At 64.3% G+C, this 18,482-nt stretch carries 24 protein-coding genes, 1 tRNA gene and 1 pseudogene; 15 read left to right on the forward strand and 11 right to left on the reverse strand.

Annotation, left to right across the window (positions count from 1 at the left end; genetic code table 11):
• Positions 1-172: 172 nt before the first annotated feature.
• Together WJS89_RS04015 and WJS89_RS04020 are read right to left on the reverse strand one after the other, a co-directional pair.
• A complete protein-coding gene (locus tag WJS89_RS04015) occupies positions 173-748 on the reverse strand; it encodes a hypothetical protein (protein WP_346339631.1) in 576 nt (191 codons plus the stop codon).
• A gap of 106 nt (positions 749-854) precedes the next feature.
• A complete protein-coding gene (locus WJS89_RS04020) occupies positions 855-1,154 on the reverse strand; it encodes an SCP2 sterol-binding domain-containing protein (RefSeq protein ID WP_346339632.1) in 300 nt (99 codons plus the stop codon).
• A 98-nt stretch (positions 1,155-1,252) separates the two neighbouring features.
• On the opposite strand from WJS89_RS04020, the gene WJS89_RS04025 reads away from it, so the two are divergent.
• The 3 genes from WJS89_RS04025 to WJS89_RS04035 all read left to right on the forward strand — a co-directional run bounded on the left by WJS89_RS04025 (position 1,253) and on the right by WJS89_RS04035 (position 4,763).
• A complete protein-coding gene (locus WJS89_RS04025) occupies positions 1,253-2,680 on the forward strand; it encodes an NAD-dependent succinate-semialdehyde dehydrogenase (protein WP_346339633.1) in 1,428 nt (475 codons plus the stop codon).
• Positions 2,681-2,750: 70 nt separating this feature from the next.
• The gene (locus tag WJS89_RS04030) at positions 2,751-3,008 is read left to right on the forward strand and encodes a hypothetical protein (RefSeq protein WP_346339634.1); all 258 of its coding nucleotides are present in this window, start codon (positions 2,751-2,753) and stop codon (positions 3,006-3,008) included.
• A 90-nt stretch (positions 3,009-3,098) separates the two neighbouring features.
• Positions 3,099-4,763 (forward strand): thiamine pyrophosphate-binding protein, encoded by a 1,665-nt coding sequence (locus tag WJS89_RS04035; protein ID WP_346339635.1) that lies wholly within the window; start codon positions 3,099-3,101, stop codon positions 4,761-4,763.
• On the opposite strand, the gene WJS89_RS04040 is transcribed toward WJS89_RS04035, so the two are convergent.
• The 4 genes from WJS89_RS04040 to thiS form a co-directional block, all read right to left on the reverse strand.
• Entirely contained in the window at positions 4,764-4,976 is a 213-nt protein-coding gene (locus tag WJS89_RS04040; RefSeq protein WP_346339636.1) for a hypothetical protein, read from the reverse strand.
• 246 nt (positions 4,977-5,222) lie between these two features.
• Positions 5,223-5,393, reverse strand: a complete 171-nt coding sequence (locus WJS89_RS04045) for a CsbD family protein (RefSeq protein ID WP_346339637.1) — start codon at positions 5,391-5,393, stop codon at positions 5,223-5,225.
• Between the two features lie 87 nt (positions 5,394-5,480).
• The gene (locus WJS89_RS04050) at positions 5,481-6,263 is read right to left on the reverse strand and encodes a thiazole synthase (RefSeq protein ID WP_346339638.1); all 783 of its coding nucleotides are present in this window, start codon (positions 6,261-6,263) and stop codon (positions 5,481-5,483) included.
• 17 nt (positions 6,264-6,280) lie between these two features.
• A complete protein-coding gene (gene thiS, locus WJS89_RS04055; protein WP_346339639.1) occupies positions 6,281-6,499 on the reverse strand; it encodes a sulfur carrier protein ThiS in 219 nt (72 codons plus the stop codon).
• Positions 6,500-6,549: 50 nt separating this feature from the next.
• On the opposite strand from thiS, the gene aroQ reads away from it, so the two are divergent.
• The 6 genes from aroQ (at position 6,550) to aat (ending at position 10,714) form a co-directional block, all read left to right on the forward strand.
• Entirely contained in the window at positions 6,550-7,074 is a 525-nt protein-coding gene (aroQ, locus tag WJS89_RS04060; protein WP_346339640.1) for a type II 3-dehydroquinate dehydratase, read from the forward strand.
• Positions 7,058-7,558: an acetyl-CoA carboxylase biotin carboxyl carrier protein gene (gene accB, locus WJS89_RS04065; protein ID WP_346339641.1), complete on the forward strand. Its 501-nt coding sequence runs from the start codon at positions 7,058-7,060 to the stop codon at positions 7,556-7,558. The genes aroQ and accB overlap by 17 nt, the downstream gene beginning before the upstream one ends.
• Before the next feature lie 10 nt (positions 7,559-7,568).
• A complete protein-coding gene (gene accC, locus WJS89_RS04070; protein ID WP_346339642.1) occupies positions 7,569-8,921 on the forward strand; it encodes an acetyl-CoA carboxylase biotin carboxylase subunit in 1,353 nt (450 codons plus the stop codon).
• A 4-nt stretch (positions 8,922-8,925) separates the two neighbouring features.
• Positions 8,926-9,294 (forward strand): ACT domain-containing protein, encoded by a 369-nt coding sequence (locus WJS89_RS04075; protein WP_346339643.1) that lies wholly within the window; start codon positions 8,926-8,928, stop codon positions 9,292-9,294.
• Complete coding sequence (locus WJS89_RS04080) at positions 9,291-9,644, forward strand: ArsC/Spx/MgsR family protein (protein ID WP_346339644.1); 354 nt, start codon at positions 9,291-9,293, stop codon at positions 9,642-9,644. Before WJS89_RS04075 ends, WJS89_RS04080 begins: the two co-directional genes overlap by 4 nt.
• Before the next feature lie 353 nt (positions 9,645-9,997).
• Positions 9,998-10,714, forward strand: a complete 717-nt coding sequence (gene aat, locus WJS89_RS04085) for a leucyl/phenylalanyl-tRNA--protein transferase (protein WP_346340077.1) — start codon at positions 9,998-10,000, stop codon at positions 10,712-10,714.
• A gap of 35 nt (positions 10,715-10,749) precedes the next feature.
• Here aat and WJS89_RS04090 read toward each other — a convergent pair.
• The 5 genes and pseudogenes from WJS89_RS04090 to WJS89_RS04110 all read right to left on the reverse strand — a co-directional run.
• A pseudogene (locus WJS89_RS04090) lies at positions 10,750-11,151 on the reverse strand (DUF2155 domain-containing protein); the annotation flags it as partial.
• A complete protein-coding gene (locus tag WJS89_RS04095) occupies positions 11,129-11,512 on the reverse strand; it encodes an NADH:ubiquinone oxidoreductase subunit NDUFA12 (RefSeq protein WP_346339645.1) in 384 nt (127 codons plus the stop codon). The gene WJS89_RS04095 and the pseudogene WJS89_RS04090, both read right to left, overlap by 23 nt.
• A 43-nt stretch (positions 11,513-11,555) precedes the next feature.
• Positions 11,556-11,981 (reverse strand): DUF192 domain-containing protein, encoded by a 426-nt coding sequence (locus tag WJS89_RS04100; RefSeq protein WP_346339646.1) that lies wholly within the window; start codon positions 11,979-11,981, stop codon positions 11,556-11,558.
• A 17-nt stretch (positions 11,982-11,998) separates the two neighbouring features.
• Positions 11,999-12,559: a cold-shock protein gene (locus tag WJS89_RS04105; protein WP_346339647.1), complete on the reverse strand. Its 561-nt coding sequence runs from the start codon at positions 12,557-12,559 to the stop codon at positions 11,999-12,001.
• A 109-nt stretch (positions 12,560-12,668) separates the two neighbouring features.
• Entirely contained in the window at positions 12,669-13,196 is a 528-nt protein-coding gene (locus WJS89_RS04110) for a regulatory protein RecX (RefSeq protein ID WP_346339648.1), read from the reverse strand.
• A gap of 129 nt (positions 13,197-13,325) precedes the next feature.
• Between WJS89_RS04110 and WJS89_RS04115 the strand changes: the two genes are divergently transcribed.
• From WJS89_RS04115 to WJS89_RS04140, 6 genes are all read left to right on the forward strand, one after another.
• A complete protein-coding gene (locus WJS89_RS04115) occupies positions 13,326-15,113 on the forward strand; it encodes a fatty acyl-AMP ligase (protein WP_346339649.1) in 1,788 nt (595 codons plus the stop codon).
• Between the two features lie 47 nt (positions 15,114-15,160).
• Positions 15,161-15,236 (forward strand) — tRNA-Trp (locus WJS89_RS04120).
• An 18-nt stretch (positions 15,237-15,254) separates the two neighbouring features.
• Complete coding sequence (locus WJS89_RS04125) at positions 15,255-16,754, forward strand: ArnT family glycosyltransferase (protein WP_346339650.1); 1,500 nt, start codon at positions 15,255-15,257, stop codon at positions 16,752-16,754.
• Between the two features lie 124 nt (positions 16,755-16,878).
• Positions 16,879-17,076, forward strand: coding sequence for a preprotein translocase subunit SecE (gene secE, locus WJS89_RS04130; RefSeq protein WP_346339651.1), 198 nt, complete (start codon positions 16,879-16,881; stop codon positions 17,074-17,076).
• A 25-nt stretch (positions 17,077-17,101) separates the two neighbouring features.
• The gene (nusG, locus tag WJS89_RS04135; protein ID WP_346339652.1) at positions 17,102-17,638 is read left to right on the forward strand and encodes a transcription termination/antitermination protein NusG; all 537 of its coding nucleotides are present in this window, start codon (positions 17,102-17,104) and stop codon (positions 17,636-17,638) included.
• A gap of 331 nt (positions 17,639-17,969) precedes the next feature.
• A complete protein-coding gene (locus WJS89_RS04140) occupies positions 17,970-18,440 on the forward strand; it encodes a hypothetical protein (protein WP_346339653.1) in 471 nt (156 codons plus the stop codon).
• Positions 18,441-18,482 lie beyond the last annotated feature (42 nt).

Below are 18,482 nucleotides of genomic sequence, written 5' to 3' on the forward strand. Positions count from 1 at the left end.
GACGATCTCGCCGCTGCAAGTGCATCGCAGCTGGTGGGTCGCGCGCGACGCGGTTACCGGATCGAGGCGCGAGGCGCGAGGCGCGCCGCGCCTTCCTGACGCTCGGCACGGACGAACTTGAGGCTCCAATCGCCCGCAGCCGCATCGCCGACCTGCGCGCGGCGGGCTGGCTCTAGTCGATCACCGGCGCGGCAATGATGACGGTGTCGGTGCTTGTGGTCACGGGACGCGCGGGCGCCACCGTCGGGTTGTCGGCATAGCCCGCCGCGTCGTGCGGCACCGCCATCACCTGTTCGCCCATTCCTCCACCGTAGACGGTCACGCCCAATTCGGCCCATCCGTCCGCGCCGGGCGCGAGCTCGTACACCGGCAATTGCGAGGGCCCGATTTCGTCGAGGATGCGATATCCGTCGCCAGCCCTACGCAGCACGTAGAGGCCGCAGCCCCCTGTGCCGCACAGCATCGGCCCCATCGCATAGGCCAGCACCTCGTCGGTCCCGTCATCGTCGAGGTCGGCCGTTCCGATCTGGAGCGTCAGTCCGTCGGGGCTGGCGAGAACATCTTCCAGTTCATTGTAGAGCAGCGTGGCGACCGCTTCCTCGTCCACGACGGCATCGCCGCCCACCGCCATCCCGCGCGGCTCTGCCGTCATCATTTCATCGGTCGTGTCGCCGGGCGTCTCTGGCGAACGATCTTCGCATCCGGCCAGCAGCAACAGCGGAAGAACGAGGGCGACGGCATGGCGCATGGCGGATCTCCTGACAAAGTTGGTCGCACCTTATCCCAAACGGAAAAGGGCGTCACCGCTTCCATTGCGGCAACGCCCTTTCGCGCAAAATCTTGGGTCGCTGGCCTTAGCCGCGCAGCTTGGCGAGCACGCCCTGCAGTTGCATGGCGTTGGACATATCGCCTTCGACCTTGAGCTTGCCCGTCATGAAGGCCGTCATGCCGTCGAGCTGACCGTCGGCCATCGCCTGCCAGTCGTCCCACGCCACCTTGATGGTCGTGTCGGCATCGCCATTCTCTTCGGTCACCTGGTGGTTGACCCCGTCGAGCATGATGACGCCCTTGTCGTCATAGTCGATCTTGACCTTCTTGCCTTCGACCCAGGCCTCGTTTTCCTGCATTTTGGCGGCGAGTTCGGCTTTTTCCATGACAGCGTGCTCCTGACATTCCTGTTGATTGCTTCTGAAGACGTAAGCGCGCCCGCGCCCCCTTTCAACCGCGAAACGACCCGCCTATGTCACGGCTCATGACCTATCAGAACGATCTCAAGCTCTTCATCGATGGCGCCTGGCAATCCTCCGAGGGCCGCGACGCCATGCCCGTCACCAATCCCGCCACTGGCGAGACGCTCGCCGAAGTGCCGATGGCGACGAAGGACGACCTCGACGCCGCGCTCCACGCCGCCGAGCGCGCCTTCCCTGACTGGCGCGCCGCGCCGGTCGAAAAACGTGCTGCAATCCTGCACAAGGCCGCACGCTACCTGAAGGATAACGCCAAGCATATCGGCGCATCGATGACGCAGGAGCAAGGCAAGCCGCTCGCCGAGGCGGTTGGCGAGGTTCACGGCGCCGCCTCGATGTTCGAATGGTACGCCGAAGAAGCCAAGCGCGACTATGGCCGCACATTGGTCCGGCCTGTCGGCCAGCGCTCGATCGTCCAGCGCCAGCCGGTGGGCGTGGTCGCGACTTTCACGCCATGGAATTTTCCCATCTACCTGCTCGCCAAGAAGGTCGCCGCGGCGCTCGCGGCAGGCTGCAGCGTCATCTCCAAGCCGCCCGAGGAAACGCCCGCTTGCGTCAACGCGGTCGCCAAGGCGCTGGAGCATGCGGGTCTGCCCAATGGCGTCTTCCAGCTCGTCCACGGCGATCCCGACATGGTCAGCCGCCACCTCATGGGTTCGGACATCGTTCGCAAGGTCAGCTTCACCGGCTCGGTGGGCGTCGGCAAGCATCTCATGACTCTTGCCGCAGACGGCCTCAAGCGTCTGACGCTCGAGCTGGGCGGACATGCCCCCGTGCTCGTGTTCGATGATGTCGATCTCGAGGCGACGCTCGACAAGCTCGTGCCGCAGAAATTCCGCAATGCCGGACAGGTCTGCGTCTCACCGACGCGTTTCTATGTGCAGGAAGGAATCTACGAGGACTTTCTCAAGGGCTTCGCCGAACGCACCGGCCGTGTGAAAGTCGGAAACGGGATGGACGATGGTGTACAGATGGGCCCACTCGCCCACGAACGGCGTCTGCCCGCGGTCGGCGATCTCGTCTCGGACGCGAAAGCCAAGGGCGCGCGGGTGCTTGCGGGCGGAGAGCCGACGGGCAATGCCAATTTTTTCCAGCCGACGCTGCTCGCCGATGTGCCGCTGGAAGCGCGGATCATGAACGACGAGCCGTTCGGCCCCGTCGCCGTCGCCCGCCCCTTCAAAACCCTCGACGAGGCGCTGGAACAGGCCAACCGGCTACCCTATGGCCTGGCCGCCTTCGCTTTCACCAACCAGCTCCAACGCGCCAATATCCTCGGTGACATGATCGAGGCCGGCATGGTCGGAATCAACAATTTCGCCATCTCGAGCGCGGACGCGCCGTTCGGCGGGGTCAAGGACTCGGGTTTCGGCTCGGAAGGCGGCAAGGAAGGGCTCGAAACCTATCAGGTCGTCAAGGCGATCCACATGAGTTGATCGTTTCGGCGGAACATTTGCACGGTTGGCCTATTGATTACGCCATAGCAATGAAAGGGAGTTCACCTCCATGACCAAAGGTTCCGGCAACAAGACGATCCTTATCATCGTCGCCGTCATCGCCGTTCTCGTCATCATCGCCTACGCGACCGGTTTCTTCGACACCGATGTCGAAGGCGGGAACATGCCCGAAGTCGACGTCAACGTCGAAGGCGGCGAGCTTCCCAACGTCTCGAGCGATGTCGGCGACGTCGATGTCGACACCGAAGAAGTCACCGTCGAAACGCCGACGATCAGCGTCGACGAAGCGGAAGCCGACGAAGAGTAAGGGTCGCTTCCCGACAAATCACGAGGGCGATGGCACCGCGAGGTGTCATCGCCCTTTTTCTTTGTCTCGCTGCCCGATAAGGCGAGGTGCATGACCAAACGTACCGGCGGCCGCATCCTCGTCGACCAGCTCTTGAACCAGGGCGTCGATCGCATCTTCACCGTTCCCGGCGAGAGTTTCCTCGCCGTTCTCGACGCACTCCACGACAGTCCGGAAATCGATACGGTCGTGTGCCGTCAGGAAGGCGGCGTCACCTACATGGCCGATGCCGACGGCAAAATGACGGGGCGGCCCGGCATCGCCTTCGTGACCCGTGGGCCCGGCGCGACCAATGCCAGCGCAGGCGTCCATGTGGCGATGCAGGATTCCACGCCGATGATCCTGTTCGTCGGCGATCTCGACCGCGGCGACCGCGACCGCGAAGGATTTCAGGAAGTCGATTTCGCCGCCTTCTTCGGTCCGATCGCCAAGTGGGCCGCGCGGATCGACGATGCCTGGCGCATCCCCGAATATGTCGCACGCGCCTTCCGCGTCGCCACCGCCGGTCGTCCCGGCCCCGTGGTGCTCGCATTGCCCGAAGATATGCTCCGTGACGAAGTCGACGCGCTCGACCGGCCGGCCATCACTCCCGCCCCCATCGCGCCCGATCCCGGTGCGATCGGCGCGCTTCACGACCTGCTGAAGGACGCCGCAAGCCCCATCGCGATCATCGGCGGAGCCGACTGGAATCCCGGTGCGGCGCATCATTTTGCCAGCTGGGCGGAACGGATCGGCCTTCCCGTGGCGGCCGCGTTCCGCCGCCAGGACGCGATCGACAACGAATGCGCCGTCTATGCGGGACAGTTGGGCTATGGTCCTAACCCCAAACTCCAGCAGCGCGTGCGCGATGCGGACCTCGTCATCGCGGTCGGCGCGCGCCTCGGCGAGGCGACCACCGACGGCTATACGCTGCTGACCCCCGACCACCCCGACCAGACTCTCGTCCACGTCCACCCCGATCCCAACGAATTGAGCCGCGTCTATCGGTGCGATCTACCGATCGTCGCCGACATGGCCGAGTTCGCCGAGACCCTCGACGCGTGGGACGATCCCGACCTCGTGCGTTTCGGTGCAGGTGAGGACGCCCATGCCGAATGGCTGGAGTGGTCGACTGCGAAGCCGCGCGAGGGCGTCGCGCTCGATCTCGGCCTGTGCGTGGCCCACATGCGCGCGGCGCTGGCCGCAGATACGATCATCTGTAACGGCGCGGGCAACTTCTCCGGCTGGTGGCACCGTTACTGGCATCATGGGCCGCCCCCGACGCAGCTCGCGCCCACGAGCGGCACGATGGGTTATGGCCTGCCCGCCGCGGTTGCCGCCGCGCTGCGCTTTACCGACCGACTTGTCGTGTGCGTCGCCGGGGACGGCGATTTCCTGATGAACGGACAGGAACTCGCCACCGCCGCCAGTCGCGGGGTCGATCTTCTCGTCATCCTCGTCGACAACGGCGCCTACGGCACCATCCGTATGCACCAGGAGCGAGATTATCCCAACCGCGTCAGCGCGACCGATCTTGCTCCCGGAAACCCCGATTTCGTGAAACTCTCGGAAAGTTTCGGCGGCTGGGGACGCCGTGTTGAGACGACCGATCAATTCGCCCCAGCGTTGGAAGAAGCGCTATCCAAATCGGGCATCCGGCTCCTCCATTGCCTGACCGATATCGAGCAGATTACCAACGCCAGAACGCTGGACGACGTGCGCGGCAAGAGCGGCTGATCAGATTTTCGGAAGGCCCGAAAGCAGGCTCTCGAAGTCGATCGGCTCGCACCGCGCCCTATCGAACATCTGGGACCAGCGCCGCGCTCCGCGCCCGTCTGGATCGGCGAACAGGCTCGGCAGCGCGTCGGTGGCGTCGGTGAAATTGCCGTCGGTATCGACGTCGAGCGATTGCGGCAGTCTCGGACCGTAGGACAAGGCTTTGGCGCTCATTATCGTTTCCTCCGAAATCGATAACGCCATATTTACCCCGTTTCGTTTCAAGACCTGCAAGCTATCCGGTCCGCTTCGGATCAAATCGCTTCGGCAAAAGCCTTATGCGAAAGGAAGGTAAACAAAGTCGAAATTGCCCTCGGGTTCTCCTACTGAGCGCTAGCAAGCGAGCACGAAAAAGGGCCGACCCGATGGATCGACCCTTTACGTCCGGGCTAGAACCCGGATGTCGTCGTTTGACGGCGTTTAGATGTCGTTGCCGAGCTTGCCTTCGACTTCGCCCTTGAACTGCTGGCCCTTGCCTTTGGCTTCCTGCTCGCGGCCCTTGGCGCGGGTCTCGGGATTGCCCGATTCCTGCTTCGCTTCGCCTACGGCTTCGTTGACATTGCCTTTGATCTTGTCGGTGAGTTCACCCATTTGTCGTACTCCTTGTTTCTATTACCCCATCAACGCGGGGATGAGGAGAACGGACCCTCGGCTGGGCGCAATCGAACCTCGCTTCGGCTAGATCAGGCCTGCGAGTGGGCTCGAAGGGTCGGCATAACGCCGCTGCGCCATCCGTCCCGACAGATACGCCTGACGCCCTGATTCCACCGCCAACCGCATGGCGTGCGCCATACGCACCGGCTCCTTCGCCTCCGCGATCGCGGTGTTCATCAGCACTCCGTCGCAGCCCAGTTCCATCGCCACCGCCGCATCGCTCGCGGTTCCGACGCCTGCGTCGACCAGGACCGGCACATTCGCCCCCTCGACGATCAGCCGGATCGTCACGCGGTTCTGGATACCGAGCCCCGAGCCGATCGGCGCCCCCAAGGGCATGATCGCGACCGCGCCAGCCTCTTCCAATTGCTTGGCGGCAATGGGATCATCGACGCAGTATACCATCGGGTGGAAGCCCTCGTTGGCGAGCGTTTCGGTTGCCTTCAGCGTCTCGCGCATGTCGGGATAGAGCGTCTTGGCCTCGCCCAGCACTTCGAGCTTCACGAGATCCCAGCCGCCCGCTTCGCGCGCCAGCCGCAGCGTGCGGATCGCCTCGTCGGCGGTGAAGCAACCCGCCGTGTTGGGCAGGTAGATGATTTTCCGAGGGTCGATATGATCCTGCAACGTCGGCTGGCCGGGATCCGACACGTTGACGCGGCGCACCGCGACGGTGACGATTTCGGCGCCGGCAGCCTCGACCGCGGCGGCATTCTCGGCGAAATCCTTGTATTTCCCCGTGCCGACGATCAGTCGCGAGGAGAAGGTGCGGCCCGCAACGGACCATGTGTCTTGCTTATCCTGAGTCATGCGCGCCGTCCTACCTTTCATCCGCCGCCGACGAAATGGACGATCTCATATTCATCGCCGTCCGCGACCTCGACGTCTTCCAGCGTCCCGCGCTTCACGACCTCTAGGTTGCGCTCCACCGCGACACGGTGCGGATCGAGCCCCATCTCGCGCACGAGTTGCGCGACGCTCGTCCCCTCCTTCACGCGGCGATGATCGCCGTTGACGCGGACCGCCAGCGAGCTGTCGAATGACATGTGACACTTTTCCTTCCGTTACGTAGGCTTGCCCCATATAGGGAGGCCCCATGAGTTCGCCAGCACAAGTCCTCGTCCTCAATGGTCCCAACCTCAACCTGTTGGGCCATCGCCAGCCGCATCTCTACGGGACCGACACGCTCGACAAGATCACGGTCGCGATGAAGGAACGTGCCAAGCCCGCGGGGCTGCAGGTCACCGTGAAGCAGTCGAACCACGAGGGCCAGTTGATCGACTGGCTCCACGAGGCCGACGCGCAGAAGGTCGATGCCATCATTCTCAATGCGGGCGGATTGTCGCACAATTCGGTGTCGCTCCACGACGCCATCGCCGCGATCGAGCCGCCGGTGATCGAGGTGCACATCACCAATATCTACGCTCGCGAGGGCTTCCGGCGGCAGAGCATTCTGGCCCCGGTAGCGGCAGGCGGCCTGCAGGGCTTCGGCACTCACGGCTACCTCATGGCGCTGGACGCCGCGCACCGGATCATTCAAAGCCGCAAACAACAAAAAAAGGGCAAGGCGCCGACGCCGCCCGCTCCACAACAGGGAATTTCCGATGACCAAAAGCACTGACAAGGACGCCATGCGCGTCGACGCGGCGCTCGTCCGCGAGCTTGCCGAGCTGTTGAGCGACAATGCGCTGACCGAGATCGAGGTCGAGGACGGGGATCGCAAGATCAAGGTGCGCCGCGAAAGCGCGCCCGTCTATGCGTCCGCACCCGCCGCAATGCCGAACTATGCGCCTGCTCCCGCTCCTGCGCAGCCCGGTGCGACCGCGCCCGCCGCGGCCGCACCGACCGAACCGGCAGAAGGCGACGTGTCGGGCACCAAGGTCCTCGCGCCGATGGTCGGTACCGCCTACCTCTCGCCCGAGCCCGGCGCATCGGCCTTCATCAGCGAAGGCGACAGCGTCAAGGAAGGCGACACGCTGCTCATCGTGGAAGCCATGAAGGTCATGAACCCGATCACCGCGCCGACCTCGGGCACTGTCAAGCAGATCCTCGTCGCCGACGCGCAGCCGGTCGAATTCGACCAGACGCTCGTCGTCATCGGCTAAGGGCCAGGTCATGGCCAAGATCCAGAAGCTCCTGATCGCCAATCGCGGTGAAATCGCGCTGCGCATCCACCGGGCCTGCCACGAGATGGGCATCAAGACGGTCGCGGTCCACTCGACTGCCGACGCCGACGCCATGCACGTCCGGCTCGCCGACGAGACCGTCTGCATCGGCCCGCCGCCCTCGGCCGACAGCTACTTGAACATCGCCAACATCATCTCGGCCGCCGAGGTGACCCACGCCGACGCGATCCACCCCGGCTACGGCTTCCTCTCGGAGAATGCCAAGTTCGCCGAGATCGTGGAATCGCACGGCATCACATGGGTCGGCCCCAAGCCCGAACATATCCGCGTGATGGGCGACAAGGTCGAAGCCAAGCGCACTGCGGGCAAGCTGGGCCTGCCGCTGGTGCCTGGCTCCGAAGGCGCGCTCGACAGCGCCGAACAGGCCAGGGAACTCGCCGCCCAAGTCGGGTATCCCGTCCTCATCAAGGCCGCGTCCGGCGGCGGCGGGCGCGGCATGAAGGTGGTGCCCGAGGCCGATCAGCTCGAGAGCCTCATGAAGCAGGCGTCGAGCGAGGCGAAGAATGCCTTCGGCGACGCAACCGTCTACATGGAGAAATATCTCGGCAACCCGCGCCACATCGAATTCCAGGTGTTCGGCGACGGCGAGGGACAGGCGATCCACCTCGGTGAGCGCGACTGTTCGATCCAGCGCCGCCACCAGAAGGTCATTGAGGAAGCGCCCTCCCCCGTCATCAGCGCCGAAGAACGCGCGCGCATGGGCAATGTCTGCGCCGATGCGATGGCGCAGATGGGCTATCGCGGCGCGGGGACCATCGAGTTCCTCTACGAGAATGGCGAGTTCTACTTCATCGAGATGAACACCCGCCTGCAGGTCGAGCATCCGGTCACCGAAATGATCAGCGGCATCGACCTCGTGCGCGAGCAGATCCGCATCGCGCAGGGCGACGGCCTGTCGGTCACCCAGGACCAGGTCCAGCTCCACGGCCACGCCATCGAGTGCCGCATCAACGCCGAGGATCCGCGCACCTTCGCGCCCAGTCCCGGCAAGGTGAAGAATTATGTCGCACCCGGCGGGATGCACGTACGGGTCGATAGCGGGCTTTACGCGGGCTACACCGTGCCACCCTATTACGACAGCATGATCGGCAAGCTGATCGTCTACGGCACCGACCGCGAGCGGTGCATCATGCGATTGAAGCGCGCGCTCGAGGAATTCGTGCTCGACGGGATGAAGACGACCGTTCCGCTGCACCAGCGTATTATCGCGACGGACGAATTCGCGACCGGCGACTATACGATCAAATGGCTCGAGCAATGGCTGGAGGGGCAGGAAGACTGACGCGATGCCGTCCGTCCGCCCCCTCCTTGCGCCGACCCAGTTCGGCTTCGCGACCATCGACGAGCGCGACCCTTGGCCCGAGGCGCTGCGCCCGCTCGCGACCTTCGAGGAACCGCAGGGCACCAGCGTCATCGCGCCATTCGACGAGCTGGAAGCGCTCCATCTCGACCCTGCGGGAAGCTGGGCGCTCGTCACGCTGGGCTTCGAGAGCCGCCTCGACGGCATCGGTCTGACGGCTAAGGTCTCCAGCGCGCTCGCCGCCGCGCGCATCCCGTGCAACGTGGTCGCGGCCTTCCACCATGACCATCTCTTCGTGCCTTGGGCAAAGCGGCATGCGGCGATGGCGATTCTCAAGGAGATGCAGGCCCCGTGAGCAGATCAGCGACCATGACCTTTACCCCGCGCTGCGGCACCGCGCGCAAGACCAAGGCCATCCTCGAGGCTGAGGGTTACGACGTCACCACCATCGATTATCTGGAGGGCGACCTGCCCCGCGCCGAACTCGTTCGCATGCTCGAGCGCGCCGGCCTGTCGCCGCGCGAAGCCCTGCGCGCCAAAGAACCGATTGCCCGCGATCTCGGCCTTCTCGACGACGAGACGCAAGGCGAGGCGATCCTCGATGCGATGATGGAGCACCCCATCCTCATCGAACGTCCGTTGGTGGAAACCGACAAGGGCGTCGTGCTCGCACGCCCGCAGGACAAGGTTCGCGACATTCTCTGATGCCGCCCCGCGTTTGCCGTTTTACCTTGCGTTAGGATCGCGTTCCTATCCTTCGACCTCTTGTTTCAAAGGGGGTGCGAAGGATCGATCCATGAAGGCACTTGCGCTCTTCCTGCTCGCGATCCTCGGCGCTGCGGCCTTTTTGGTGCCGCAGTCCGAGCCGCACCGGTCTGCCCCCCGCTTGCACGCCGAAACTGCGCATGAATGCGCGGGCCCCTCGGCCCCCGATGCCGACTGCCGCGCCCTGCCGACAAGCTATCCGAAACGGACACCGCACCAGGCGCGATAGAAAGGGAGATTCTTGCGGGCCGCTTTGCTAGGATGCGGCCGTGAGCGAATTTCTCGATCCTCGAATGCTGCTGCGCGGCTATGCGGCGGGGATTTTCCCCATGGCCGACAGTGCCGACGCTCCCGACATCTTCTGGGTCGAACCGCGCCAGCGCGCGATCCTGCCGCTCGAAGGCTTCCATCTCTCGCGCAGCCTCGCCAAACGACTGCGCTCGGGCAAATTCACGGTCAGCCACGACCGCGCCTTCCAAGAGGTGCTCGAGGGATGCGCCGATCGCGACGAGACCTGGATCAACCCGACCATCGTGCAAGCCGTCACGGGGCTCCATGCCGCGGGCCACGCCCATTCGATCGAAGTCTGGCACGATGGTTCGCTGGTGGGAGGCCTCTACGGGGTCCAGCTGGGCGGCGCCTTTTTCGGCGAGAGCATGTTCAGCCGCATGACCGACGCCTCCAAGGTCGCGCTCGCCTGGCTGGTCGCGCGGCTACGCGTCGGCGGGTTCAGCCTGCTCGACTGCCAGTTCATGACCGATCATCTCGAAAGTCTCGGCGCGATCGTGGTGCCCCGCGCGCGTTACCTTCAGGTGCTTTCCGATGCGCTTTCGTCGGGCTCGGGCGACTCCTCGGGCGCGGGGTCTGGTGCCGGCGCGGGATCCGCATCGGGCGCGGAAGCGCTGCCAGCGTTCGACCGGCTCGACGAAGTGCTGGCCGAGGCCGTCCCGGACGGCGCGCCGGGTCCTTCCGGAAAACTCATTTCGCAGCTCTTGGGCCAGACATCGTAGACCTGGTGCTCGACAGTGTTGAGCGACGGGCTTTCCTTGTAGAGCCAGCCGGAGAAGATCCGCTCGAACTCGCCGCTCGCCCGACTCACCACGTCCAGCTGGACGAACGCGCCGGTCCACGGCTGGTCCTCCCACGGCGCGGTAGTCTCGCAGGCGCGTAGCCGCACGCGCGCGTCGCCGATACGGACTTGCTGCCCGGGCCTCAATTCGATGTCGCGCGTCAGACCATTGCGCTTGTTGAGAATGCCCAGCACCGCGACGCGCTCGCCCATCGGCGTCACGCCGGGCAGGTCGCTGTTGTCGACGACCTCGTCGCTCTGCTCGATCTCGAGTTCGCCTTCCTCCTCGCTCACCGGCGGCGCGGTGTCGCGGCAGGCCCCGAGCGCGAGACAGGCAAGCGCGAGGGGGAAGAGCTTATTCAGGTGTCCAGGCTTCATAATCGCCCGTCGATGCCGCGCGTTGCCCCGGCCCGCCGAGCGCTCCGCCCGGACGATAGGCCTCGGCCGTCCCGGTAAGATTCGGCGTCGGATCCTTTTGGAAACGGCGCCGCGCGGGCATGCTTTCTTCGGGGAGTTCGTCGATCGTTCCGCGCAGCCACGCGTTCCATTCGGGCGGCGTGCGGCTCGCATCGTTGGCGCCCTCGTAGATCACCCAGCGACGCTTGGGGTCCTTCTTGTGGCGATAATAGGCATTGCCGTGCGCATCGGTCCCGATCTTCTCGCCATGCCGCGAGGTGAACAGGTCGGTCCCGACGCTCGCGCCGTTCCACCAGGTGAAGATCTTGCCAAGCATTCCCATGGGTCGAAGCGATTAGGCGATGGAGCGGTACGAGCGCAAGCGCTTAGAAGCGCACCGTATCGCCTTCGCTGATGCCGAGCTCCGCCGCGCGCCCGCCCGCGATCTCGAACACCGTCGTCACGGGTTCGAGGCTCGAATAAGGCGTCTCCGACAACGGCAGCGTATTCTCCTCGATCCGAGCGATGGTGCCGTCCGCGCGGATGAACACCATGTCGAGCGGGATATAGGTATTGCGCATCCAGAAGCTGGCGACGCGCGGCGTGTCGTAGACGAAGATCATGCCGCGATCGGGCGCCAGGCTCTCGCGATACATCAGACCGCGCGACTGCTGCTCGGCGGTTTCGGCTACTTCGACGGTGAAATTATGCGTCTGGCCGCCCTGCGTCGTTACGGTCAGCTGGCGCTCGGCGAGTCCGGACGGCGCGACCGCGACCTCTTCCGCCGCCGGCTGGCACGCCGCCACCGGCATGGCGATCAGCGCAAGTGCTAGTCCTGCCGCAAGGCGACGGCCGTCAAGCCCTTGCGACCGTTGGCGATGCGCGCCTCCAGTTCGTCCCCCGGCTCCAGGTGCAGGATCTGCCCCTCGCGGACGGTCTCCATATGGATGAAGATATCGGGTTCGCTGGTGCCCACCCGATTGACGAAGCCGTAGCCCTTGACGCGATTGAACCATTTGACCTCCACCGGTTCGAACGGATCGGCGCCTTCGATCAAGGCTTCGCGATCCGCCCGTTCAGCAGAAGAAATGGACGATCGCGGGCTTGTGGGCAAGGCCGTACTCTCGTCGATCGACAGGATCTCGCTCGCCTGCCAGCCGCGATCCTGCTCGCTGGCGACGACCTCGAGGGTGGTTCCCTCTTCGAGCGTGCGCTTGGCATACGCTTCCAGCAACGAGAAATGGATTAGGATATCGCCGTCGACCTCGTCACTGACGAGAAACCCGAATCCGCGCGTGGCATCGAACCATTTGACCTGGCCGCAAACCTCGTAGGCCTCTTCGTTCGATGGTGCATTTTCGAGCGGATTCCGAGCTTCGCCCTGATACACGGCACTTCTCCTTCACGTCGCGTAACCGAACCGTAGCAAATTAATGAGTGTCGAGGAACCGACACAGGTTATTTTTTTGCCGCGAACCGCGTCTTAACGCGGGACAGGGTTATGCGAGGTCGTCGGGGTCGATTTCGCTACCGGGCGGCAAATCGATGATCCGGGAGGCAAGCTGGAAGTCGTGGCCGGCCCGCGCGAACGCCGCGACGGCGCGCCTGCGCGCTGCGGGATCGTCGAGCGGCGCGCTGGCATAGGGACCGAGGCGACGTCGCGCGGCGAACTTCAGCGCCGACGCTACCTTGGCATCCATCGCTGCGGTACGGGCTTCCGCGCCGTCCGTTTCCGAGATTCCCGCCGCGTAGAACGCTTGATCGACCCGGCGCGGCCCGTACCCACGGGCTGCCAGGTCGCGACCTTTCATCGCCGCGTAGGCCTTGTCGTCGACGTACCCGCGCTCGGCGAAGCGATCCGCGAGGGCCTTGACGTCGGGGTCCCGTTCGTCGTCCCACCCGCGCTCGCGGATCTTGCGGTCGAGATAGGTCCGCAATTTCGCCCGCGTCGTCGCGAACCGGCCCACATAGTGGAGCGCCAATTCTTCCAGACGCGCCGAATCGAGCGGTTTTGGCGGACGTTTCATGGGCCGAGCCTGTCACATTTCGCCATGTTTGTGCCATAGTCGCTGCGCAAGGGACTCGGATACACGTCCGAACAGGGGCGCGCGCACGCCTGCAACCCAGCCGGCGCGACGGGGAATATGAAGGATTTCATGACAGTGCTCGACACGACGACCGCGACCCAATCCGACGATCTTGCGCCCGAGGGTGCCACACCGACGCGCGACCCGCTGCAGCGTCGGATCGCCGATTTCGATACGCTCGGCGAGGCGCTCGACTATGCCGCTCGCGGCGTACGCGGGATGAATTTTCACGACGCGCGCGGCACGCTCACGCACGTCTATCCCTATGCGCAGTTGCAGGTGGACGCACTCGCCAACGCGCAACGCTTCGTGTCGCTGGGGCTTAAACCCGGCGATCGTGTCGCGCTCGTAGCCGAAACGAACCCCGAGTTCGCCGCAGCCTTCTTCGGCGCCGTCTATGCGGGTCTGTGGCCCGTGCCGCTCCCGCTCCCGACCAGTTTCGGCGGGCGCGACGCCTATACCGACCAGCTTACCGTCATGATGACATCGAGCGATCCGCAGCTCTTTCTCTATCCGGAAGAAATGGCGACTTTCTGCACCGATGCAGCCGAGGATCGAAAGGTCGCGCACCGCAGCTGGGAAAGCCTTGCCGAAATCGAGGCAAACAGCGCCGACCTGCCCGACGCCGATCCCGACGCGATCGCCTATCTGCAATATAGTTCGGGTTCGACCCGCTTCCCGCACGGCGTAGCCGTCACCCACCGTCAGTTGCTCGACAATCTGCGCGCCCATGGGCTCGGCCTCAATGTCGCCGCTATCGACACCGACCGCTGCGTCTCCTGGCTGCCCTGGTATCACGACATGGGCCTCGTCGGCTGCATGCTCTCGCCGATGGCGAACCAGATGAGTGCCGATTACATGAAAACCGAGGATTTTGCGCGGCGGCCGCTGACGTGGCTCGACCTCATCAGCCGCAACCCCGGCACGACGCTCTCTTATTCGCCGACCTTCGGCTACGACATCTGCGCGCGCCGGATCTCGTCGAAGACCAAGGCCGAGGATCGTTTCGACCTTTCGCGCTGGCGGATCGCGGGCAATGGCGCGGACATGATCCGTCCCGACGTCATGCAGAGCTTCGTCGATGCCTATGCCGATGCGGGCTTCGACCCCAAGTCCTTCTGCCCGAGCTACGGCCTTGCCGAAGCGACGCTCGCCGTCAGCCTCATGCCGCCGGGCGAAGGCATTCGTCTCGAGCTCGTCGAGGAAGAAAAGCTCGCCGGCAGCGCCCCTGCCCCGGGCGGCGACGATCGCCCGCAGCGCTACCGGGCCATCGTCAATTGCGGCAAGGCCGTCGAAGGCATGGAAATCGAGATCCGCGATGCCGACGACCGCATCCTGCCCGATCGCCAGGTCGGGCGCGTGCTCGTGCGCGGCGGCAGCGTGATGACGGGCTATTTCCGCGACGAGGAGTCGACCAGCGCCTGCCTGTCCGACGACGGCTGGCTCGACACCGGCGATATGGGCTATCTTTCGGACGACTATATTTTCATCGTCGGCCGCGCGAAGGACATGATTATCATCAACGGGCGCAACCACTGGCCGCAGGACATCGAGTGGGCGGTCGAGCAGCTTCCCGGCTTCAAGTCGGGCGACATCGCCGCCTTTGCGCTCACCACCGATACGGGTGAAGAATTGCCTGCCGTCCTCGTCCACTGCCGCGTGTCCGATGTCGATGAGCGCGGTCGCCTCAAGGACGACATCAAGGAGCGCGTTCGCTCGATCACCGGCATTTCGCCGATCGTCGAACTGGTGCCCCCGCGCAGCCTGCCGCGCACCTCGTCGGGCAAGCTCAGCCGCGTCAAGGCGCGCAACATGTATGTGTCCGGCGAGATCCGCCCCGTCGATATGGCGGCTTGACGCTTGCATAATGAGGGCGGGTTGGCCTATCAGCCCGCCTCGGCCTTAGGGGTATAGCTCAGTTGGTAGAGCATCGGTCTCCAAAACCGAGGGTCGCGGGTTCAAGTCCTGCTGCCCCTGCCAGGCCGTCCGGGGGGAAACATGCGCGGATCGACACGCGACCAGGCGCCTGACCGCGCCGATCTGATCGCCGCGGTCGCGCTCGTCGCGCTCGTTCTCCTTTTCCGACTGCCCTTCCATTCGATCGCCGTCCTGACCGTCGACGAGAGCGCCTACATGCTCGTCGCGCGCGACCTTCTGGGCGGCATCTGGCCGGGCGGCGGCAATTTCGATCACAAGCCCGTCGCGACCTACTACCACTATGCCGCCGCGATGGCGCTGGGCGGGCCCGACCCCTCCAGTATCCGCTGGCTGACGACGCTATCCGCGCTGGCCACCGCGCTGACCTTCTTCTGGATCCTGCGCCGTATCCTCGCGCTCGGCACGGCCTGGGCGCTCGGCCTGACCGCCTGCTGGGTGTTCATCGCCTTCGGTCTCGAAGGCTTCTCGGCCAATACCGAGATGATCGTGATCGCCTATGTGCTGGGCTGGATCGCGGCTTTCCTCGCCTTCGTCGGCGGCACCGTCCGCCCTCTTCCCACGGCCCTCCTGTCCGGCATCGCGGCAGGGATCGCGGTGCAGATCAATTATCTCGCCGGCCCGCTCCTCGCCTATCTCTACCTCGGCGCGCTTCTGCTCGGTCCCAGGCAAAACGTCCGATGGCTCCTGACCTCCGGCGTGGTCTCGATCCTCGTCGCCCTCGCGCTGCTCGTCCCGCTGGTCGTGGCGGGAACGCTCGGCGCCTATCTCGACATCCAGATGGAATTCCTGCGCGGCTACCAGGGCAGTCCCGACCGCATCAACTGGGCCGAGGAAATTCCGCCGCTCAAGTGGCAACTGGCGCCGCTGCTCGCCCTCGCCTTCATCGCCGCGCTGATCGCCCGGCAGGAGAAGCTCGTCCGCACCGCCGCACGCATCGGTGCTTTCGCGGCGACGGGCGCGATCACGGTCGCGTTCGCCTCGGTGCATCTCTTCGCCCATTATTTCCATCTCGCGCTGCCGGGCCTCTTCCTGGTCGCCGCGAGCGCCATCGCCTCGGCGCGCGAGGCGAAGCGGCGGCTGCTGACGACGGCGCTGGTCCTGACGGCGATCCCTGGCTTCGCCCTGGCAGCGGGCGAACTGGATCGCGGCTACGGCCCCGTCAGCGCCGCACGCCTCGAGGCCGATCCCGAACTCGACCGCAACCGCGCCGTCGCGCAGCGCTTCTCCGCTCATGTCGAGCCCGGCAGCACGGGCTATGTCGTGTGCGACCAGCCGGTCCTCTACCTGCTGCTCGACCTGCGCGACCTGACCGACTACCCCTTCTGGATCCTCCACGTCTACGAATGGCTCGACCGCGTCGAGCCCGAACGCGAAGTCGCCGCCATCCGCGCCCAGCGCCCCCGCTGGCTCATTGACGGGAGGAGTTGCCCCGACACCGCCCGCCAGATGATCGAGGCGCAGTTCGGCGACTATGAGAAAGTCGACGAATATCTCGGCGCCACGCTCTATCGGGCGCCCGCTGCCACTGCGCCCGCTCCGCCGCCGCCGCGCTTGCAATAAGCGCGCACCGCCGCTACATCGCCTTCCCATGCGACATGGGTAGTCTGACTTCCCCGCACCGGACGAAGCTCCGGCGGCGGGGGAAGCCTCCTACCCGAAAGACACGCGAAGGACGGAAGAGCAAGTGGCCAAGACCAACCCGGCAGAGTTCATCAACCAGGTCCGCACCGAAACGCGCAAGGTCGTCTGGCCCACGCGCAAGGAAACCGTGCAGACCGCGATCATGGTCCTCATCATGACGACGATCCTCGCCATCTTCTTCCTCGGCATCGACACGGTGTTCTCCAGCATCGTGGAATTCCTCATCGGCCTCCTCGGCTGACGCGACACAAAGGTAATTTGAGAGCATGGCACGCTGGTACATCATCCACGCTTATTCGGGCTTCGAGAACAAGGTGAAGGAAGCCGTCCTGTCGGAGGCCAAGCGTCTCGGGCTGGAAGAGGCCGTCGAGCGCGTCGAAGTGCCGACCGAGACGATCACCGAGATCAAGCGCGGCAAGAAGGTGCAGGCCGAACGCAAGTTCATGCCCGGCTACGTGCTCGCCAAGCTGGTGATGACCGACGATGTCTTCCACCTCGTCAAGAACACGCCCAAGGTCACGGGCTTCCTGGGGTTGAACGGCAAGCCCCAGCCGATCCCAGACGCGCAGGCCAACCGCATGCTCGACACCAAGGACGAGACCGCGGACGCGCCCAAGCAGAAGATCAACGTCGACTATGAGATCGGCGACAACGTCAAGGTGCTGGAAGGCCCCTTCGCGAGCTTCTCGGGCATCGTGGAAGAACTCAACTTCGACCGGAATATGGTCAAGGTATCGGTGAGCATCTTCGGGCGCGCGACGCCGGTCGAGCTGGAGTTCGACCAGGTGGAGTTGGTCAAGTAGCCAGCGCGCTGCCGAGCAGAAAGTTAGGACTGCCGAAGGCATTCCGTGTTTCTGTCGAGACAGCAAGCAGCGGACGGCCTGCGCTCGTTCGAGCGACAGGACCGACCAGGTCAGGGCTTGGGTCCCAAACCACGTCCGGATTTGGGTGGATAGCGGATTGTCTGGTTTTATAGAATATATCGCCTCAAGCTGCCGCTGAATCGGATAAACCCTGAGTGATTGGTTACAAACTAAACAGTTGCGCAATCGGTCGGGCACGACCCCGACTGCCATGAGGTTCGCGCGCTCTCTTTCGATTGCCGCGGTCGTTTTCGGACCTGCGCTATTTTTCGTGGGCTGGTATTTTCTGTCACCTCATTACGCTATCTCGCAGCTCAGTGATTGGAATACAGCGTCTCAGGAACTGACTGCATTTTACGATCGTGGCAAAGTGCGATCGAGCTTCGAGCAGCAGATGTTGCCGCAATTCGAGACATATCCACCTCCTTTGACAAAACACGTTGTTCTCGATGCGATGACCGATCCAAATGCGATCAGAGCCTTCGTCGCCGAGCCTTATGGAGACTGGCAATTCGCGGCCGCTTTAGGCCTACCCGACGAACTTAACTCTGAGGATCCGACAGGAGTGATGCCACGATTGATGGAGACAACGGAGAATTGGGAGTTTGAACGAATAGGGATCGATGAGTTTATCGCCTCTCCTTCTGATCGCGATGACCAGAAAGGTAACTCGTATCGGTTCGAGCGAGATGGATTGCGCTGGCGCCTAGTCAGCATCAAACTGACGACAAAAATCAGGTAATCAAAAGCCAGCTGACAACGACCGCAAACGGGTCGACAGCGA

Source organism: Sphingomicrobium aquimarinum (genome assembly GCF_039655735.1).
GTDB lineage: Bacteria > Pseudomonadota > Alphaproteobacteria > Sphingomonadales > Sphingomonadaceae > Sphingomicrobium > Sphingomicrobium aquimarinum.

Excerpts from the sequence above, each read along its gene's own strand:
- WJS89_RS04095 (WP_346339645.1), bottom strand. The coding sequence starts at position 11,512 with ATGGGAATGCTTGGCAAGATCTTCACCTGGTGGAACGGCGCGAGCGTC.
- aroQ (WP_346339640.1), top strand. The coding sequence starts at position 6,550 with ATGAGTTCGCCAGCACAAGTCCTCGTCCTCAATGGTCCCAACCTCAAC.
- WJS89_RS04075 (WP_346339643.1), top strand. The coding sequence starts at position 8,926 with ATGCCGTCCGTCCGCCCCCTCCTTGCGCCGACCCAGTTCGGCTTCGCG.
- WJS89_RS04125 (WP_346339650.1), top strand. The coding sequence starts at position 15,255 with ATGCGCGGATCGACACGCGACCAGGCGCCTGACCGCGCCGATCTGATC.
- WJS89_RS04015 (WP_346339631.1), bottom strand. The coding sequence starts at position 748 with ATGCGCCATGCCGTCGCCCTCGTTCTTCCGCTGTTGCTGCTGGCCGGA.
- WJS89_RS04050 (WP_346339638.1), bottom strand. The coding sequence starts at position 6,263 with ATGACTCAGGATAAGCAAGACACATGGTCCGTTGCGGGCCGCACCTTC.
- nusG (WP_346339652.1), top strand. The coding sequence starts at position 17,102 with ATGGCACGCTGGTACATCATCCACGCTTATTCGGGCTTCGAGAACAAG.
- WJS89_RS04025 (WP_346339633.1), top strand. The coding sequence starts at position 1,253 with ATGACCTATCAGAACGATCTCAAGCTCTTCATCGATGGCGCCTGGCAA.
- WJS89_RS04100 (WP_346339646.1), bottom strand. The coding sequence starts at position 11,981 with ATGCCGGTGGCGGCGTGCCAGCCGGCGGCGGAAGAGGTCGCGGTCGCG.
- WJS89_RS04040 (WP_346339636.1), bottom strand. The coding sequence starts at position 4,976 with ATGAGCGCCAAAGCCTTGTCCTACGGTCCGAGACTGCCGCAATCGCTC.
- WJS89_RS04045 (WP_346339637.1), bottom strand. The coding sequence starts at position 5,393 with ATGGGTGAACTCACCGACAAGATCAAAGGCAATGTCAACGAAGCCGTA.
- WJS89_RS04020 (WP_346339632.1), bottom strand. The coding sequence starts at position 1,154 with ATGGAAAAAGCCGAACTCGCCGCCAAAATGCAGGAAAACGAGGCCTGG.
- thiS (WP_346339639.1), bottom strand. The coding sequence starts at position 6,499 with ATGTCATTCGACAGCTCGCTGGCGGTCCGCGTCAACGGCGATCATCGC.
- WJS89_RS04110 (WP_346339648.1), bottom strand. The coding sequence starts at position 13,196 with ATGAAACGTCCGCCAAAACCGCTCGATTCGGCGCGTCTGGAAGAATTG.
- WJS89_RS04115 (WP_346339649.1), top strand. The coding sequence starts at position 13,326 with ATGACAGTGCTCGACACGACGACCGCGACCCAATCCGACGATCTTGCG.
- WJS89_RS04030 (WP_346339634.1), top strand. The coding sequence starts at position 2,751 with ATGACCAAAGGTTCCGGCAACAAGACGATCCTTATCATCGTCGCCGTC.
- accC (WP_346339642.1), top strand. The coding sequence starts at position 7,569 with ATGGCCAAGATCCAGAAGCTCCTGATCGCCAATCGCGGTGAAATCGCG.
- aat (WP_346340077.1), top strand. The coding sequence starts at position 9,998 with ATGCTGCTGCGCGGCTATGCGGCGGGGATTTTCCCCATGGCCGACAGT.
- accB (WP_346339641.1), top strand. The coding sequence starts at position 7,058 with ATGACCAAAAGCACTGACAAGGACGCCATGCGCGTCGACGCGGCGCTC.
- WJS89_RS04035 (WP_346339635.1), top strand. The coding sequence starts at position 3,099 with ATGACCAAACGTACCGGCGGCCGCATCCTCGTCGACCAGCTCTTGAAC.